Below are 18,032 nucleotides of genomic sequence, written 5' to 3'. Positions count from 1 at the left end.
CCAAACTGCTGGAACACATCTTGGATAATATCTACTCCAGCAACAAGGCCGTTGTTTCTGTATGTTGCAGTGACCGAGAACCTGACGAAACGAATGAAGACTGGCAGGTGCGAGTCTGTCGGGCGGGTTGGCTGAAAAACGGACAAATACAGTGGACAACTCTCGGAAGGCTGAGAGCTCTCGGATTCTCCGTGGTGTCGGAGGTGGCGAGTGGTGAGGCCCCCAATCATCATCATGTTTATTTTCAGGAACCTGTGACAGAATCACAGGTCAGGGCGTTTGTCGAGTGCTTCAGCGAGCCTCAACCAAACCCCGTACCCAAGGAGGAGCGAGGGAAATGATTACTATCCCAGTGGACACGAACTCAATTGCCCACGACGGGCTTGTTGTGGCGTCGACTCGGAGAGTCAAGGGCACTGTGCGGGTCGGGGACAAGGTTCGTGTCGACGATTCTGCTGAGGGGGCATTCTTTGATGCTGTAGTCGCAGCAGTCGAGGATCGACGCATCTACCTCGAAATTGACTGGGAATCTCAATTCCGGGAAGTGAAACTGCACGGCACTGTACTCGCGTGGCCGACGTTCAAAGATTACGTGGCGTCCGCGTACACTTCGGTAACTTCCCTAGCCCCGACGTATTCCGCCCCACCGCTACGCCATATGGGAAATGCTGACTTCACGTTGACGGGCGTCCCGGTTTGAGCGCCTTAGATCAAGTCATTTCCGCGGATATCATCTTGGCAGATTATGTAGGTATAGATGGTGCAGGAAAGCTGAATATCATTGGCGGTGGCATAACGGCGCTCGGGAGCAGCCCCGACGGCATGAGTTCCCCCTTCTCCGTTCTTGCCATTTTAGATTTTAAGCCGGAGTTTGACGGACAGGTGTTTCAGTTTGGGCTGGAGTTAGTCGACCAAGCCGGCCTGCCTGTTGAGCTCGAAGGACCGGAAGGCAAGTCACGCGTTCAATTATTCCATGAGCAGACGGCAGGAATTGAACCAAATTCTCCCGAGATTCAGCGTCGACAAGGCGTTCCCCCCGGAGTGCTTCCAGTAGGGGTGCGTTCCGTCGTAAACCTGGCGACTGGACTGCCCTTGGTTCCCGATAACTTCTACTTTTGGCGTTTAACCGTCGATTCTCAAGAAGTGCCCGGAGGGAGCCGGTTTTTCTACGTGAAGAGCCCAGAGCAGTCGGCCTCCTAATCTCAGTTGAGCCTGCGGTAAGGCCGTCGCGGATAGTTCTCTGACCGCGACGGCCTTACCTCTTAAAATCCCTTGCAGTACGTCCTCAGCCCGCTTATGGCGGGCTTTTTCGTACCCGGAAGGTGACCGGGAATCAGCGAGTGTACTGAGCGCGCCTTTGGGAAGCCGCTGGTTAGTCATTCGTTCTCGTCGGCCGTCATCCCCCCAGATAAGTACTCCCTGCCCCGTGCGGTCGCCGGTCCTCTTAGGAGCGTCTACGAAAAGAGAGCCAGGCGGACGACGGATTACGGCGCGAGCGGGGCCGCCAGCCAAGCCCTCGAAGCGTCCAACGCGGATCGAAGTGGGTGGTTGATCCAATGGGACCGCCTGCATGCGCCGTCATCCCTTCGGGTAGGGAGTTATACCCTTCTTGCAGGCTTCCGGTGGAATCGTGCGTGATGTGGTCATTCCGCGTGACTTGGCGTCTGCGGACGCCGAATTGGTCCGTCCACTCGATATGTATGTGCGGGTCCTTAAGACTCACGGGATCATGCACGGTCCCCAGCGTCCTTGCGTTATGGTTCAGGATTGCTCGCAGCGCCTGACCGGGTTGCACGGGCCCCGAAGCGGTTTCCCTGAAACCCAACAGCCGGCCAGGATCGCCGCTCAGCATCACACTGAGGTCATAAGCGCCAGCGGTGCCCGCGTTGTGAAGAATCAGGATGCCCCAGTTACTGCCGCCCACGAGATCTGAGCTGAACCACGACAGTTCGAAGCGCGCCTGGTCCTTCAGAAGAGCTTGGTGATGATTTAGATGCCCTCGGACTGCTTGGAAAACTGAAATCAAGGCCGCGAACGAGGCTATTGAAAACGTCACCCAGTCCTGCTCTTCGAAATGGCTAAAGAATCCCACTATGCCGTCAAACAAGAATCCCCCTACGTCGTCCTACGGGCTTGCCACGCAACTCTATCCGTCGGGATAGCGGTCCTTCGACGGGAGGGCTGCTCCCTGATCGAGACCGTCGAGGCCACGGGGCTGTGCCCCTGGCCATATACACACTCGAGACTACGGGGACAGCAAACCCCGCTAGGCCTCTTCTTCTTTCGCCGCCTGAGCCTGCCGCTGCTGCGCAGCCTTCTTAGCAGTAAACTTCTCAGCGAGCACGGGCGGCTCAAAGTCGCCGCTATTCCTTGCGGGAGCCTCTTTGTCCCACTGCTCCAAGATCGCTGAGTCTTCCGTTTGTTTCGTCTTGCGCTCGTCATTAGTCATGAGAGATATCGTGCCATGCCCTCGGCTATGCCAACGGTTCGTCAGGTGTCTCGCCGGCAGCTATCAGGACGGTCTACTTAGAAACGCCGCCATGCCAAGAACAGGCGCCACGTTTGCCCCCAGACTGGGACACGGTGCCGTCGTTGCACATGGTGGAATATCCGGAACCGGAGGACCCGCCCGTGTAGCCGCCGGAACCGGAACCGGATGATCCGCTGCCTGAGTAGCTGGAGCCAGGGTCCGATCCACCGTAAAGCGCGCTGGCCCCCGAGCTGGGAGAGGCAAGGCCCGCGGCCGTTAGGCGACTCTGGTACTCGGGGGCGAGCTCCACCAGGAAGTCAACCATGGCTTCCATGTCCGCATCACTGTGAACGTAGGCATCCGGGTAACACGACTGAGCGAAGACCAGCCACGTGGACCTGGCGAGATTTTCCTTGCCGGACTCCGACAGGCGACTTACGTCCCCAATGGTGAAATACCCGTCGCCGCCCTTCCTCATGTCCGTGCAGACATCGTCGCTCAGACGGTCGTAAGCGCCTCTGTCCAAGGGCACGCCAACAGCTCCATATTTGGCACTTATGGTTTCGAACATGAGGTCGTCCAGGATGCTGAAGCTGGTCTTCTTTGCCGGCGGAGTCACTGCAATACGGGAAGGAGCTTCAGCTTTGAAAGTTGGTGCGGCAACAAACCCCGACATCGCGGGAGCCGTTGAGGGCGTGGTGGCATATGTGCTGTTCGTGCCCTGCTGGACGCTACAGCCGGACAACAGGAAGGCCGCTGCCAAAGCGACCGTCAGGCTACGCCTCACGTGATCTCCCAAGTTGATTCAGTAGGCGAAACCTATCAGAACCAAAAGGCAGGACCAATACGCACGAGGTGTGAGGGCTTGTTAGCGCCCTGAGGGGGCCTGTGGTTGCGGCGGATAGTGTCCCTGCCACTGAACAGCCTGGGGCTGGGGCAACGGAATCACCAGTGCGTCGATCTTGGATAGCGCCCTATACACGGCAACCGATATCAGGACACACCCAGCAATAGCCGCAGCTGCCGAGACGAGTGCCAACAATACGCTGAACCCGCTTGGCCCTGAGGAGTAGAGCGAAGATGAGGAAGACCCCATACTGGCAATACCCACAAAGCCAACCGCCGAGCCCCCAATGGTCAGCCAAGCTCCAGTAACGAACAGTCCCGCTGAGCGGCTAAAGCGCATTTCTCCCCCTACTTTGCAATGTCTAGGTCAGACTACACACGGGATGCCCATTGTGAAGAGCCTTTAGAGTGTCCCAACCACGTAAAAACGAGCAAAAGTTGAAAACGGGATGCTTTCGACTGATTTGTCGCCTTTGCGAGTAGCAAAAGGGGTCTCCGACCCCGCATTTGGCGAAATTACTCCTCAGCACATGCTTTTCGGCTCTCAGTGCCCTGATGGGAGCAAACAAAGCGCCAGCAAGCCGTTTTAAGAGCCTCTGGTCGCGGGAAGCTCCCAGCCTCAGCCTGGAGCCTTTTATGGCCTTAAAAGCTTGATTACCGTCCTTTAGCAGGCATCCAGCGGCAGTGACCCCCGCTATCAATGCGGCTGGGCGACGATCTTGGCGCTATTTCGCTTTTGAATCAGAGAATTCTCAATCCTCGTAGGCGTGACCCTAGGAGAGCTTCCACTCGAGTATCGAATTTGACCCGGTATACCGAATCTTGGTCATCGCGGTTCCGGTCTGGCCCTGAATAATGACCCACCCTCTCACACAGTCACCCCAGGCGAGCTTTTCTTGAAACGGGTACGCCGGCTGCGCGCCCTCGTGTCGCCAAGTGGTTGATGCCGACGTATATCTCCGGTTCTCGGCATCGAGAAGAGCCCACGGCTGATTGCTGACAACCGGCGCTTCGGCCATCGCCGAAGGCGGTGTTGCCGACGTGCATACCTGCACGTCGATTGCTTCCTGGTTGGGGTCCTGAGGCTCAACATTTTTCCGATGCTCAAAAACGGTGACAGCGGAGCCATTCTTTGCGGTTTGCGCTTCGCCCATAACGGCAGGGGCCGTGCCCGGAGTGGGGGCTGGCGGAGTGGCCGTTACGGTGACAGCCGGCTGTGTAATTGTCATTGTGACAGTCGGTGAGGCACTGCCCTCGCCGGGAGTGCTGCACCCCGCTAGAGCTAGTGCCGTGACCGCGAAAACGGCAAGATTCTTTCTCAAGTTGTCCCCCAAATAACAGTCGGCGCCATTGGCGCCAGAGCAGGTAGTTATTGGAACTTAGCAGGACTACCTTCGATGCGAACAAACGTCACCGCCCGTCCGCGAACAGGCTTGCAGCATTTTTCCGGAGGTCCACGAACTATCTAGTCAAATGGCGATTCACTAGAAGATGCCGGCAAATGTTCCAGCGGACTAGAACTGTTCGGGGCAAAGCGTAACGTAAACGTACTCCAAAATGGCATCCTGGTCAGCCTTGGAGAGGTCGGCGGCGCTGGCACGGACAGCCATTCGAGTCATCGCGCTTTTGTCGCTCATTGAAGCCAGATCGTCGCAATATTGCTTGGCCATTGTGCGGCCTTCCGATGCGCTGATGCTGGATACCTTCAGGACGGGCGGCGCTGCCTTCGGCGCGCCGCATCCAACCAGACAGCAGGTGGCAATCAGCACAGCGACGGCACCGCGCTTCACGTTGAGAGTCATGCGCTGAAATCTACACGCGCCAGCATTCCCACCGGGCAAATGCTGCTAACAGCCCTAATTCGTCTCACTATGTGGGAGCTTTCCCGCTGACGTCCGGTTTCAGGCGATACGACACCCTTATGAGGGTGAGGGACAAAATAGTTCAGATGTCCACCTATCTAAATCCGAAAAGATAGCCCCTTTACAATCTGAGACCACGTTTAGAAATGCCTGCCTTGATGGCGGGCCTTTCTGCGTTCCGGCACAGCGTCACCGTCTCAGTATCTGAGATTTTCTGACGCGATTGGACGAACGCGGGATATTTACACCCTCTCCTCTATTGAGAAGAAGTTTTTGAAACGCCGAGTCCCCCAGGCCGCATTTCAGAACGCCTCTCCAAGCAAGGCATCGACCACCACCCCGGTCGATGCCTTGCTCGTTCCCTGCATCAGTTCACATCAGGCCATATCAGGCCATATCAGGCCACATGAAAGGCCCACTCCATGTCCCGACTTCGAGGGGAGCAGCATCCCCGGCACAAACTGACCGATGAAGACGTGCTGACCATTCGTGCCAGCTACGTTCCCGGTGCCACTCGCATGGCCGATCTGGCCAGGTGCCATCACGTTTCCAAGACGACTGTCAGCCTCATCCTCAATGGCAAAACCTGGCAGCACCTCTACGAAGGGATTTCCTCATGACCGAATCCGTAGCCAACCACTTCAAAGCCCACTGGCTCGCCGCCGTGCGGGCAACTCCCGGCCTCTCGCAGGATGACCACCGCGTAGCCCATTGGCTCGCGAACCAGCTTGAGGACGGCGGCACGATGGCACGTGGCATGTGGTCCCAGCTACGCCGGGAAGTGAGTCTCGCCGATCACGCGGCGGGCGTGCACCTGACAACCCTTGTCCGCCTCGGACTCATGGGCGAGCGTATCCGTACCGGACCTGACCAGGGCTTCCCACTGGTGATCCCGGTAGCTGATCGCTCGGCACCCACCTACGAGACGCGAGCTCACTTAGAGGCGAAGAACGCGCGCCGCGCTGCCGCAAGACGCGCTGCAGACCTCGCGGCCGACGCCAAGTGGCTGGCCAGCAAGTAGTGGAGTGCGGGTTAGCCGCCAACGACTACGGCCACGACCGATATTCCGACCATGACAACCTGCGGATTGAGATTGATCTGCATGCGGTAGCCACCCATGAATACCTATGAGCCCTTCGCCTTCGGCAGGGCTCTTTCTGCGAGTGAGCTAACCACTAAAGCCAAGATCACTGGCTTCTGTCTGTCTGTCCATGCGGACGGTAAGACAGGCTACTGCTACCCCACGCAAGAGCAATTGGCAGCCGCCACTTCGCAGAGCGTGCTGACGGTTACTCGTGCCCTCGCAGAGCTGGCAGCGGCGGGGTTTGTGACAGTGGCCAAGAACGAGCGCAAGCGGTTCAATCGCAACAATCTCTATTGGCTCCGCGTCCCGAAGGGAACGCGTACGCCCGCCAGGGCAGTGGATGAACAGCCGCCACCAAAGCCAGAGCCGCAACCGCCCAAGGTCGACGAGCCAATGCCACTGCCCACGGTTCCGCCGCCGATCAAGAAGCCACCTGAAACAAATGCTTCACCTGCTCCGGTGCCACCCCTGCCTGCCTTCCCGCAGGAACCAGCGTGGCTACGTGGCTAGAAAAACACTACAACCTCTGAAGGGTATTTATTGCTCGATGGTCCAAACACCTATCAGAGGTTGTAGCAACACCCTTCAGAGGTTGCATCTAACAAACCAATACCTACTAGTGAGAGGCCGTGGGCGGAGCCCGTAGGCCTCTCTACGTAGCTGGCCATTGATAGCAGTAATGAAGCCGTTGAGCTGGCGCTCACGGCTTCTTCCTTTTCCCTCGCAATACCCACCGCCGAACGGCTGCCGCCGTCGGCATCTTCTATTTAAGGATTCGTCTTGACTTCCTCCGCACTTACCGCCGCCAAGGCCGCTGCTACCGCTACCGCTGCTGATCTTGAAGCCGTTGCGCACAAGCTCGACGTGGCTACCGCTGCCCATGCTGACACCTCCGCTGAGCTCTCCATCGTCCTTGCGAAGGACGCGGCCGGCGAAGCCGTGGCCGTGGCCCATGACGTTGCCGTACTGCGGTCTGAGCTTGACCTCCGCGCCTCACGCGTGGCCGCGCTGAAGGCGAATCTTGCCAGCGCCACAGCCGCCAATACTCAGGCCAGCTTCCGCCTGCGTGCCGAGACGCTGAAGGCTGACCGCTCCATCCTGTCCACTACCGCCGTGGATGCCCTTGTGGCCGCCGCAAGCAACGAGGTAGCGGGAATCCTCCGCACTCTGGGCGCGAAGTTGACAGAGGGCAACGAGGCGAACGGGGCTGCACTCGCAGAGGCAAAGGCTTTGAACGAGGCCGGCTTCAGGGTCGATGGCATTCAGGTTTCCGGCGCCACGATGTACCCCACTGTCGCTATCAATCACGTGCAGCTCGTGGACTTCATCAACGTCACGCCACGGCTTGAAGCTGTAGGCCAGACCGCCGCTGCGGCGATCACAGACGAACTACTGGCACCGTCCCGCGCCGCCCGTATCGCCAAGGAGCTCGCACAGGAGGAGCGGGACGCCAAGTACAAGGCGGACCTGCGCGACATGCAAGCCAGGAACACCACCCGCGTGGATTTTTCCGCGCTATAACCCACCACCATTTAGGGGTGACAGCCAATGGCTGATCTCAAACTGATAGGGGCCGTCGCAGTCAAGGTGCGGCCCGATGCCAGCGGATTCAAAGAGAGCACAAAGCGTCAGGTGCTCAAGGAATTGGCTGGCCAGGAGTACGACGTAGTCGTAAACCTGGACCTCGACGCTACTGGCGTCAGGGAAAAAGCAAAGCGGATAGTTGCTCAGGTCAAGCGTGAAGCCGACGAGTCAATCGGCCTGAAGGTAGGCGTTGACCCCGACGCACTGCGCAGAGCGTCTGCTGACATCAACAAAGTCCTGAAGGACTTCAAGATGGGCGACGTCAAAGTCGTGATGGACCGCGAGTATCTGCGGAAGGCAGGGGCTCAGCTCAACTCGGCGTTGAATGCCGCCGCCTCAGCTGGCCTGAAGGTCGACGTGTCGACCAGCGAAGGACTTGAGCGGGCCAAGCTCGACATAGACAAGTTCCTGCAGGGCGAGAACGGCCAGGAAGTCAAGCTCAACACCTTTCTAGCTGGCCTCCAGATTGCCGCTGCTCAGCTGAAGTATGCGACCCGTGACCGTCAGGTGAACTTCTTTGTCAACGTGAACCAGAAGAGTCTGGCAGTTGCCGAGGGTCTGATTAAGTCGCTCGCTGGCCTGGGCGTACTGACCACCGTAGGCCAGCGCCTTGAGTCACTGATCACCAACTTCGACAAGTTCAGCCTCAAGTCTGCTGGCTGGGCAACTGCCATTGCCGCCGTCGCTAACACGCTGGCATACGTTGGCACTGCCGCATTCACTGTTGGTGAAGGTGTCGTGCAATCTGTCGGGCTATTGGCCGCGCTGCCCACTGCGCTGGCGGCGGTTGCGGCAGGCGTCATCATCAACGTCGCAGCATTCAAAGACTTCAAGGCAGCCATGGACGGAGACGCCGAAGCGCTGGCGGCTCTGCCGCCACAGGCGCGCGCAGCAGCCAGGGCGCTGCAGGGCACGTGGACCTCTATCCAGCGACCCGTGCAAGCGGCCTTCTGGGAGGGCATGGGCGACTCCATACAGCGGTTCGCGGCCACAGCCATTCCAGTTCTCCGCAACGGCCTTACGCGGGCGGCTGACGACGTTGGCCGCTTCAATGCTGGCATTCTTGACAGCTTTGATGAGATTGCCCGCAACGGGACCATGGGCAAGATGTTCGCCAATCTGGAGGGTTTCTTCCAGCAGGCAACCGCAGCAAGCAAGCCCTTCGCCGACGCACTGAACGTGCTGGGGCTGCGCGGCTCCGACTACCTGCCCCGCTTCGGTGGCTTCCTGGCCGACATCAGCCAAGGTTTCCGTGACTGGATTGTTGAGGCCGACAAGGCCGGCAAGATCAACGTCTGGATCGAAGACGGCGTCCAGTCGCTCAAGGACATGGGTTCCGTAGGTGGCTCAGTCATTGACATGTTCAAGGGGATTACCAGGGCGGTCAATGACGCTGGCGGCGGCGGACTCCCCGAGTTCCGTGACAACATGCGCTCGATTGCAGACGTGATGCTTGCCGAGCCCTTCCGCTCGCGCATGGCCACCATCTTTGCTGGAGCCCGTAAGGGCGCGTCTGAGTTGAACGTCGGTGTCAAAGACCTTGGCGAGACGATTGGCGCGTCGGCTGGCTACGTGAGCCAGCTGCTGACGGGTCTGGGCAAGCTGGGCGGCGGCCTTCTCTCGGGTCTGGCCAAGACCATCGGGCAGCTGCAGTTCCAGGCAGGCACGCTCGAGGGTATCCGCGACATGCAAGACGCTTTGGGTAACCTTGGCCCCAGCTTTGAAGGTCTCGGGCGCATCGTCGGCAACATGAGCCGCGTAGCTGGCGAAATCTTCAAGGGTGTTGCTCCGGTAATCAATACCGTTGTCGGCTTCTTGGATAAGAGCGTGGCCAAACTCGCCGGCAACCTTGAGAAGGTGGCTGGGCCACTGACTGGCTTGGTTAATGCTCTCGTTACGGCGGCCTCCGGCCCCCTCACGATGGTTGTTGACCTGCTCAGCGCCACGCTGGGCTTGTTTGGTGACCTACCTCAGCCGGTGCAGATTGCAACGGGTGCCTTCCTGGGCTTCCTGGCAATGCGCGGCCAGTTGGGCGGCTTTCTGACTACGGTTCAGGGCTCACTGGGCAAGATTGCAGGCGCGTTCACTGGCGCTGCCAGTGCTGCCGAGATTGGCAGCAAGCGCATCGGCGACATGGTCTACTACGCGGACGGAACCGTGCGCCGGTTCGATGCGCGGCCAATGGTCAAACAGCTTGATTCCATCGGGGACAAGGCGGCCGCCGTTGGCAAGTGCGTAGGCGGCGGGCTGCTGGCTCTGGCTGGCGGTCCCTGGGGTCTGGCCTTGGCCGGCGCTGCTGCTGCAGTCGCCCTCATGGGCGAAGCCGCTGCCAAGCAGAAGTCAAAGCTTGACGACTTGCGCACGGCAATGGACGGCCAGAACGGCATCAACGCGGCGACGCAGAACGTCATCGCCGCTCAGTTGCGGGCCAAGGATTCGTTCCTCTGGATGGAATCTGACTCCACCGTTGATTCTGCAAAGAAGATCGGCATCAGCCTTTCGGAACTGCAGAAGGCCGCCGAAGGCGTGCCGGATTCGATCAAGGCCGTAAATACGGCGCTCGACAATGCGTATGGTGCGCGTAACCCGTTCGAGAAGATTACCGACACCCTGAAGACGTTGGGTTCGACGGGCGTATTCGGCAACATTCTCGGTGGGCTGACCGACATCCTGCAGTTCTCCCCCGGGGCGAACGTAGCCAAGGGGCTGCAGGAACAGGCCGCTGCACTGGCTGCGATCCGCACGGAAAACGGCTTGATCGCCAAGCAGTTCGGCGTTCCGGTGAACACGTCAGCCGGCCTTGTCGCGGCCATCGACACGCTGGTAGACAAGGCGTCCACCGCCGAGCAGAAGCTGAAGAGCATCAACGACATCATTCGCATCATGAACGGTGCAGATGGTGCTGCAGCTGACGCTGCACAGCGGGCCAATGACTCGGCGCGTGACCTGCGTGGCAGCCTGAAGGAAATCTTCGACGCGGCCACCAAGGACGGCGCGGCCCTGCCTGACCTGTTCAACGAGACCACGGGGCAGATGGACACCGTTACGAAGACAGGCTCTGACCTGCGCACGGAGTTGAAGCGCGTAGCTGAAGATGGCCGCACGTCGGCCATTGCCCTGGCATTGGCGCAGAAAGACCCGCAGAAAGCTGCGGAGACACTGCACGCGGAGATGAAGAAGACCCGCGAACTCATTGCCGAGGAACTGAAGATTGGCAAGGTTCCACAGGAAGAGATTGACGCGATTCTCGCGTCGCTCCAGCTGGACCCGGCGAAGATTGACATGCTGCTGAATCCTGAAACACGGGACCAGGCACTAAAGGATCTGAGCATTGCCAACGGGCTGGCACAGGCAGAGGTCAAGCCCATCGGGCTCGACGTCGATGCATCCAAGGCGAGCGACAAGCTGAAGGGTGCCACCTTCGAGATTGGCACGTTCAGCAATCTCAAGCCGACACCCAAGCTTGACGCTGACAAGGGTCCGTTTGACGGCGTCATTGCGCAGGCTAAGGGCACTGGTGCCGGGCTGGAGGGTACGACATTCAAGCCAGCACTCGACGCTGACAACGGCGGATTCAATGACGTTGTGAATACGACCAAGGCCGCTGGCGAAGAACTCGGCCGCAAGATATGGACCGCCCAGGTCAACGCAACTGGCAACGCGCTCGCCAACGTGACAAGCATCGTGGAGAAGCTGTTCAGCATTGACGGCAAGGTGTTCAGCGCAGGTATCAACGTCCTGGGCAAGGTGCTGGGCGGCTCTGCTGACGGCTCCATGCATGACGGCCTCAACTGGGACCGGCGTTTTCAGCCGAAGTTCTACGCGAACGGTGGGATTGAGAACCACGTTGCACAGATTGCCAAGCCGAGCGCAACGTACCGCGTCTGGGCGGAGCCCGAGACGGGCGGTGAAGCGTACATACCGCTAGCCGCCTCCAAGCGGTCACGCTCCACCGCAATCCTCGATGAGGTTGCCGGCAAGTTCGGATACGAACTGTATGCCAACGGTGGGACGCGCGGCGGCGCTGGCGGCGAAAGCTCACCCGGTGGCATTCACTACCACAGCCACGTTGACGCAGCACCCGGCGTCAACTACCTGTACGCGCAGGACATTGCCCGCGAGGCAACCCTCAGGCAGAAGGACATGGCCGCCGTCTTCGAGCTCGTCTAACCCCAACCCCGGCAACAACCAGCGCGGCGCTTTCGGGCGCCGCGCTGCACCCCCTGCTACACCCCACCCTCAGCAGCCCCGCCGACGTTCCTCGACGTCAGCGCCCGAAAGTGAGCAACCCAATGGCCGACCATCCATACCCAGACGTACTGTCCGTAATCCTGACCGACGGATCGGACTTCCCAGTCCTCGCCAAGGAGGGCATTACCGACATCTCACTGGACGAAGACGGAACTCCGTTTCTCGATCCGGGGTCAAGTGCCGTCCCGCTTCTCGCCGACACAGATGGCGAACCCTACTTCAACTCTTAGGAGCAACATATGACACAACCCACTAACCGACGCATCGTCACCGAGGCGGCCATCGCCGGTCACGTTGCGGAGGAAATCTCCACGCCAGGCAGCGCAGCTGCGGTGGCACTTACTTCCACTTATGGTCGCAAGGTCTACACCTCCCCGGTGGAGCTTTTGGCGGTGGGCGACGGGGTAGCGAACGATTACGCGGCGCTGGCTGCCACCATGACGGCGGCAGTTGCGGGTGACGTGATCGACCTTGGCGGACGGACATTCAAGGTTGGTCAGACGTGGAGCGTCAGCAAGGCCGTGACGCTCCGCAACGGCACGCTCACGTCGTCCGTGGACAGGGTTGCTATCGTGTCGGCTGCCGGGGTTCGCCTGGAGAACGTGAAGTTCATCCGCACCGGCCCGGCCACAGCAAGCAGTGGAGCGCTAACTCTGAATGCTGCGGGCTGTGTCCTTATCGACGTTACTGCGACCTCCACCTACGGCGAGGGCCTGCGGATGGGTAACGGCACCTGCAACGGCACCCTTGTCCGGGGCGGTTACTACGCCAGCTCAGACCCGAACGAATCGTTCGCTATCCAACTACTGTCAGGCAACGCGCACACCTACGACGTGAAGATCAGCGGAGCGACGATCCGGAACAGCGGCTACGGCACTGGCGTAGGCCTATACAACTGCTCACGCTCCACCGTCGAGAAGTGCGACGTGCGCGGCATCCGCCGCTCTCCGCTTGTTACGGTTACCGGCTGGTCGCTGGTGTCTGGCACTGTTTACCGGGCGTTGGACCGCACGGATGTGACCAGTAACGCGGTCTACGTCAACGATGTGGAGTTCAGGAAAAACGCAGACGCCGCCACGACCGCACCGGCTCTCAATTACTACACCACCCCCGGCGACGGCTTCCTCTACATCAACACTGGCACGAACCCCTCGACCCAAACCGTGAGGACCACCCGGACCAACGGCTACGGCATCATGTTCTACTCCACAAGCTCCGAAGCACTCGGCATGCGTGACAACCTGGTGGCCCACAACTACGTGGAAGACACTGACGGGTTCGGGATCTACTACCAGATGCTCATGAACGTCCCCCGCAATAACCGCACCCTGCAAAACACCCTGCGCAGTGTCTGCCTGACAGGTGTCACCGTGAATGACCTGCCCTTCGCGGGCATCGGCGTGTTCGGTGGGTTGGATGTTCAGCTTGATGGCGATCTGATCGATGGCGTCGGCTCTGCAGCAACCCCCGCACCTGGCATTGACATCAAGGCGAGCGTTGGCGTTCCCAGCGTGACAGGTTCCATTCGGGGCGTGTCTGTTCTGAACGCCAAGGGCCACGGCATTAGCCTGTGCGTTGGCACCTGGAAACTCTCTGACGTGTCAGCGAACTACAACGCCGGCTCGGGGATCACTCACGGGACCATCGTCAACTCCACGGACATCATGGACGTGACCCTGACCGGGTGCGTGGCGACGTACAACACCCTCAGCGGCGCATCGTTTGACACGTCCACAGGTGATGCTGAAGTGCAGATTCTTGGCGGGCGGTACACCAACAACACCGTCAGGAACATCAACCTCGTCCGGTGCCGCAACAGCTTCATCGGTGGTGGCGTACTCAGCGGCTGGGCCGGAAACACTGGCATCAACATTGGCGGCACCAACCAACGTGTAATTGTCGATGGGGTGTTCCTCCGCTCAGGCGTTGGCATCAACGCAGGCGCCGGCATCTCCGACCTGACCATAAACAACGTCATCAACGACGCGTCATCCGGAACCAAGCTGAACGTGAACGGCCAAGCCTACAAGACGGGCGGCAACACCGGTTACGGCACCCGATGGGTATGCGCAGGCACCCCTGAGGGGCAGGTTGCGGCCGTAGTCGGTTCACGGTGCGCCCGCACGGACGGCGGCGCTGGGACCTCGTCCTACGTCAAAGAGTCGGGGACAGGAAGCACCGGGTGGGTCGCGAAGTAGGCTAGCGCTCCGTCGCAGCGGAAGCGCGACCTAATCGCCTTATCGCAAGCTGCTCCAGATTTTCTTTCGATGGACCCCCAGGGCGCCAGGCCGCTTCGGCTATCTCCTTGGGGGTCATCGAATTCAGGCGTGTCGTTGCCAGCGCATGAGCTCTCCCGGCCCTAGCTATGCACGCGTCGAAGATTGGGTGCTGATCTTCCGATAGGTCATCACGGTATGCCATGGCCTCTTACTTTAGGTCTAGGGATGTGACCACCTTGAACACGCCTGGCCATTGCTGGTGACGGTCAATGATCCGCGCCAGCTCGAAGACCTCGTCCGCCGCCGCTTGGAGGTCCATGTGCGCACCAAACACTGACGCCCTTTTGGTTGCCGGGTCAAACCTGCGGGCTATATCTCCGGACCCGACGCCTCCGAAGTCTTCTGCAGATCCTATGTAACGATCCACGATTATGCCCCGCGCCGAGGTTCGGTGCCATGAATCCAGGCGTTCATCGAAATGAACAAGGCCGTTTCGAACATCATGCAAAGCCAGCAGACTGGTCTCTCCGACCCCCAGTATCTCGCGAAGCAGGGCCGCTCTTTGTTTTGACATCTTCCTCGCCTGGGCGGGCCAAAGAATATTACCGATGTTAGCCATGGCGCCCAGCGCTGCCGTGCTCGCGTACCAAAACCGGACCATGCCGACATTCGTCTCTGGATTCTGTAGGCACTCGTTCATGTCATGAATCGCGAGCTCCACAAGCGCGCTCTGGAACTTGATTTCTCGAAAAAAGACTCCCACTAGGTGCTGGTCTAGTGCCGGCGCTTGCTTCAATGGGCCCCCAATTAGTACAGGTCGAGTAACCGCGCAATATTCTCCCTTTGCGTGCGCGGTTGGTGAGTTCAGCAGCAGAGATCAGCTTCTCATGTTCCTCCATCCACCGAGCGCCATAATGGGCGCCGCACTGGGCAAGTCACGTCCCAGCGCGGAAGCATACTTCGCTGCTCTGGAGGTAGGCGCAGAGCGCCGAATCAAGGGCCGATAAGACCGGTGCCGTCAATCGAACCACCGACCCCCAACCCATTGGAGACATCATGACACGCGATCAACTTGAGGAAGCCCGGCGCTTAGCAATTGCGGGGTGGGTGGCCGCATCCTCCCTTGAAGCGGCCGAGGTTGGCAACGGATCGACCATCGAAGAACGCGACCTATGCATCCCGATCAAAGCCCCAGCGTGGCTGGTTGAAGGCATCAAGGCTTGCGTGGGAAGTCACGTCTCGGATGTTCCCATCGGCAAATACGATCACGCCTTGTAGGTGCCCGAGAGACCGGCCTTCTTCACTAACTGAGTTGTGCCCGTGGCAGCTTTCTCGGAGGCTGCCAGGGGCTTTCTGTATTAGTCGTTCGCCTTGTCCGTGGGGGGCTTTCCCACTAGGCCCGAAGCGCTTCGCCGTAACCACCCTTTAGCCAGATGTCCTTCTAGATAGACAGCTAGCTGCTGAACACGGCTCCGCCGGTTCAGCTTCAGAGGAGAAGAACTAGGAAACCAGAGGGGTTACATAGCAATCTGCTCGCATTCGCACTTCGCGATACGGCGGCGGGCGCGGCCCTCCTGGCGTCGGCCTTCCGTGCGTCGCCCTGTGCAGAGGCGACATTATTGCCCCCTGACCGGGCAGGCGTCGGCCGCCGCCAGCCGTAAGCCCTGTTGCTCAGTCTGACGTGCCCGACTCGGCATGCGTGCCCACGTTCGACCCTCCGCATTACCCCTACAGCACAGCCCTTTTCGGGCGCGCGCATTACCCTGCCACGACTACCAAGGGATTGCCCCACATGACCACACAAGCCGAATGGCTCTCCACTGTCTGCACCGTCGACGGATGCGAGCGTAAGCGCATCGGCGTCTACCACACGTGGTGCTCCACCCATTACGAGAAGCAGCGGCGGGCTAGGCAGACAGAGCTTGCCCCGCTGGGCTATGGCAAGCGCTGCAGCGTAGCGGACTGCGAGCGCATGCACCACGCCAAGGGACTCTGCCGCCTGCACTACAACCGCAAGATCACGACGGGCTCAACGGAGTCGAAGCCCAGGGCACGCAAGCCGGCGACTCCACGCGGTGAATGCGAAGTCGATGGATGCACGGTGCTGAAGAAGTCACCAGCCGTTGCCTACTGCGGACGGCACTACTCCAATTTCCGCAGGATTGGCGCACCCGTCGCCCCAGGCGATCACGGCCCGCGTAATGAACCGAAGCTAGACAAGTTCGCGCGGCATCTGACGGCAGACGATGAAGTGGGCTGCTGGATTTACACCGGCATCCTGACCTTCGACGGCTACGCGCGGTTCAACCTGGGACAGGGGCGCGGCGAAGTCCGCGCACACCGCTGGCTGTACGAGCAACTGACGGGCAAGACGCTGACGCCAGACATTCAGCTGGACCATGACTGCATGAACTGGGACAACGACCCCAAGCGCAGGCGCTGTGTCCGCCCGAGCCATCTGCTGGAAGTTGACCAAGCGCAGCACACGGCCAACACGGCGGCCCGCAAGGCAGCGCCCGAGGGTATGTGGCACCGGCCTAACGAAACGCCGCGCTCGATGTCCGAGATTGAGTACGCGATCACTCACAAGCTGCCCATGGTCTGGAACCAGTAGAAATTAGCGACACGGGGAGGCCTTCGGGCCTCCCCTTTTCTATAGCAACCGAGTTACTCTGACGGGTTCATGGACCTGACAACCCGAGAGCTACCTCACGCGCTGTTACGCCCGGGGAGAGGGCCGTGCAAGATCGGGGGGCACCCCCCACCCCCTATGCCTTGGCAGCGCTGCAAAGCCCTCACTGTCAGCCCTGCGGCTTAGTGTGCGGGGCATGGTGAAGATAGACGTTGATGCAGTGGGCAAGATGTTGGATGAGTTACTGGCACCCATTGAGCAGTCCTCCTATGAGGACTGTGAGCCCGACTATGACTTCCTAATGCCGGCGGCTCACTGCACCTGCTCATGCCACTAGGCAGCCAGCTACAGCCCTGCGCCTGACCACCTGCATGACAAGAGGCCAGGTGCGTAGCTACCTGGCCTCTTGATCAATCGGTATGCGGTTGTGTGTGGCTTGCGTCTAATCGTCTGCCACGTCAGTGAAAGCCACGGCCCGCAATGGACGCCTTGCACCCTGACTAGTCGAGTCCGCCTCTTTCACCTGTCCAGTTCGCGTGCGCCTCGCAAGCTCTTCGACAAGTGCGGTGAATGGAATCTCCGCGAGCGCGGCTGTAGCTGGCTTGCTGGCACTCTGCGCTCTTGATGACGCCCCAGCTCCGCCGGCCAGCTTTTCTAGCATGACTAGACGAGCATCGGGCATCGGCGCATAGCCGTGCTCATACTTGCGAAGCATGGCCACGGAGACCCCCAGCGACTCGGCCACTATTTGTCGAGTGACGCCGGTCCTCTCGATTAGCTCGGAAATCTTTTTTGCTTCCATAAACCCCTACTTTACGCGCTACTAGCGCAACTATGCAGGATGACCTGGAAAGAACTTTCGGTCGCAGGTTGCGCTAGTAGCGCTATTTATGTAATAGTTGATTTATCAGCACGGCGCAGCAGGTAGACGCTAGCTGAATAACTGAATACCAACTGAATAGGAACTAACGAATATGCGGTATCCAACGAATCGCCGGCTTGACCGGTTGTTATTAGGCGGCAGGTGGGGCAGTGAGAGTTGCCCCACCGCGCCGGCCTAGAGGTCCAGAAAGGACACAAAGCC

Annotated in this window: 16 protein-coding genes; 10 read left to right on the top strand and 6 right to left on the bottom strand. The window is 59.7% G+C overall.

Going from position 1 to position 18,032, the window contains the following annotated elements:
- The first annotated feature begins 337 nt into the window (after window positions 1–337).
- Together ACZY1F_RS06860 and ACZY1F_RS06855 are read left to right on the top strand one after the other, a co-directional pair.
- The gene (locus ACZY1F_RS06860) at window positions 338–700 is read left to right on the top strand and encodes a hypothetical protein (RefSeq protein WP_463941009.1); all 363 of its coding nucleotides are present in this window, start codon (window positions 338–340) and stop codon (window positions 698–700) included.
- Window positions 701–735: 35 nt separating this feature from the next.
- Entirely contained in the window at window positions 736–1,200 is a 465-nt protein-coding gene (locus ACZY1F_RS06855; protein WP_463941008.1) for a hypothetical protein, read from the top strand.
- A gap of 244 nt (window positions 1,201–1,444) precedes the next feature.
- Here the strand turns inward: ACZY1F_RS06855 and ACZY1F_RS06850 are convergent, their stop codons facing one another.
- From ACZY1F_RS06850 to ACZY1F_RS06830, 5 genes are all read right to left on the bottom strand, one after another.
- Entirely contained in the window at window positions 1,445–2,107 is a 663-nt protein-coding gene (locus ACZY1F_RS06850) for a hypothetical protein (protein WP_463941007.1), read from the bottom strand.
- Between the two features lie 159 nt (window positions 2,108–2,266).
- Window positions 2,267–2,449 (bottom strand): hypothetical protein, encoded by a 183-nt coding sequence (locus ACZY1F_RS06845; RefSeq protein WP_463941006.1) that lies wholly within the window; start codon window positions 2,447–2,449, stop codon window positions 2,267–2,269.
- A gap of 73 nt (window positions 2,450–2,522) precedes the next feature.
- Entirely contained in the window at window positions 2,523–3,089 is a 567-nt protein-coding gene (locus tag ACZY1F_RS06840; protein WP_463941005.1) for a DUF3761 domain-containing protein, read from the bottom strand.
- Window positions 3,090–4,089: 1,000 nt separating this feature from the next.
- Window positions 4,090–4,545: a hypothetical protein gene (locus ACZY1F_RS06835; protein ID WP_463941004.1), complete on the bottom strand. Its 456-nt coding sequence runs from the start codon at window positions 4,543–4,545 to the stop codon at window positions 4,090–4,092.
- A 285-nt stretch (window positions 4,546–4,830) separates the two neighbouring features.
- On the bottom strand, window positions 4,831–5,118 hold the full coding sequence (locus ACZY1F_RS06830; RefSeq protein WP_463941003.1) for a hypothetical protein: 288 nt from the start codon (window positions 5,116–5,118) through the stop codon (window positions 4,831–4,833).
- Window positions 5,119–5,600: 482 nt separating this feature from the next.
- On the opposite strand from ACZY1F_RS06830, the gene ACZY1F_RS06825 reads away from it, so the two are divergent.
- The 6 genes from ACZY1F_RS06825 to ACZY1F_RS06800 all read left to right on the top strand — a co-directional run bounded on the left by ACZY1F_RS06825 (window position 5,601) and on the right by ACZY1F_RS06800 (window position 14,295).
- Window positions 5,601–5,798: a helix-turn-helix domain-containing protein gene (locus tag ACZY1F_RS06825; RefSeq protein ID WP_463941002.1), complete on the top strand. Its 198-nt coding sequence runs from the start codon at window positions 5,601–5,603 to the stop codon at window positions 5,796–5,798.
- The gene (locus ACZY1F_RS06820; protein WP_463941001.1) at window positions 5,795–6,199 is read left to right on the top strand and encodes a hypothetical protein; all 405 of its coding nucleotides are present in this window, start codon (window positions 5,795–5,797) and stop codon (window positions 6,197–6,199) included. The genes ACZY1F_RS06825 and ACZY1F_RS06820 overlap by 4 nt, the downstream gene beginning before the upstream one ends.
- Window positions 6,200–6,295: 96 nt before the next feature.
- On the top strand, window positions 6,296–6,772 hold the full coding sequence (locus tag ACZY1F_RS06815; protein WP_463941000.1) for a helix-turn-helix domain-containing protein: 477 nt from the start codon (window positions 6,296–6,298) through the stop codon (window positions 6,770–6,772).
- 270 nt (window positions 6,773–7,042) lie between these two features.
- Window positions 7,043–7,783 (top strand): hypothetical protein, encoded by a 741-nt coding sequence (locus tag ACZY1F_RS06810; protein ID WP_463940999.1) that lies wholly within the window; start codon window positions 7,043–7,045, stop codon window positions 7,781–7,783.
- A 27-nt stretch (window positions 7,784–7,810) separates the two neighbouring features.
- The gene (locus ACZY1F_RS06805) at window positions 7,811–12,016 is read left to right on the top strand and encodes a hypothetical protein (protein ID WP_463940998.1); all 4,206 of its coding nucleotides are present in this window, start codon (window positions 7,811–7,813) and stop codon (window positions 12,014–12,016) included.
- Window positions 12,017–12,336: 320 nt separating this feature from the next.
- On the top strand, window positions 12,337–14,295 hold the full coding sequence (locus ACZY1F_RS06800; protein WP_463940997.1) for a hypothetical protein: 1,959 nt from the start codon (window positions 12,337–12,339) through the stop codon (window positions 14,293–14,295).
- 229 nt (window positions 14,296–14,524) lie between these two features.
- Here ACZY1F_RS06800 and ACZY1F_RS06795 read toward each other — a convergent pair whose 3' ends face one another.
- Window positions 14,525–15,079, bottom strand: a complete 555-nt coding sequence (locus ACZY1F_RS06795) for a hypothetical protein (protein WP_463940996.1) — start codon at window positions 15,077–15,079, stop codon at window positions 14,525–14,527.
- 293 nt (window positions 15,080–15,372) lie between these two features.
- On the opposite strand from ACZY1F_RS06795, the gene ACZY1F_RS06790 reads away from it, so the two are divergent.
- Complete coding sequence (locus ACZY1F_RS06790; RefSeq protein WP_463940995.1) at window positions 15,373–15,594, top strand: hypothetical protein; 222 nt, start codon at window positions 15,373–15,375, stop codon at window positions 15,592–15,594.
- A 514-nt stretch (window positions 15,595–16,108) separates the two neighbouring features.
- Window positions 16,109–16,930, top strand: a complete 822-nt coding sequence (locus tag ACZY1F_RS06785) for a hypothetical protein (protein ID WP_463940994.1) — start codon at window positions 16,109–16,111, stop codon at window positions 16,928–16,930.
- Window positions 16,931–18,032 lie beyond the last annotated feature (1,102 nt).

It is taken from the genome of Pseudarthrobacter xylosi (assembly GCF_055412765.1).
Note: the sequence above shows the minus strand (reverse complement) of the source record. Positions and strands in the feature narration are given on the sequence as shown.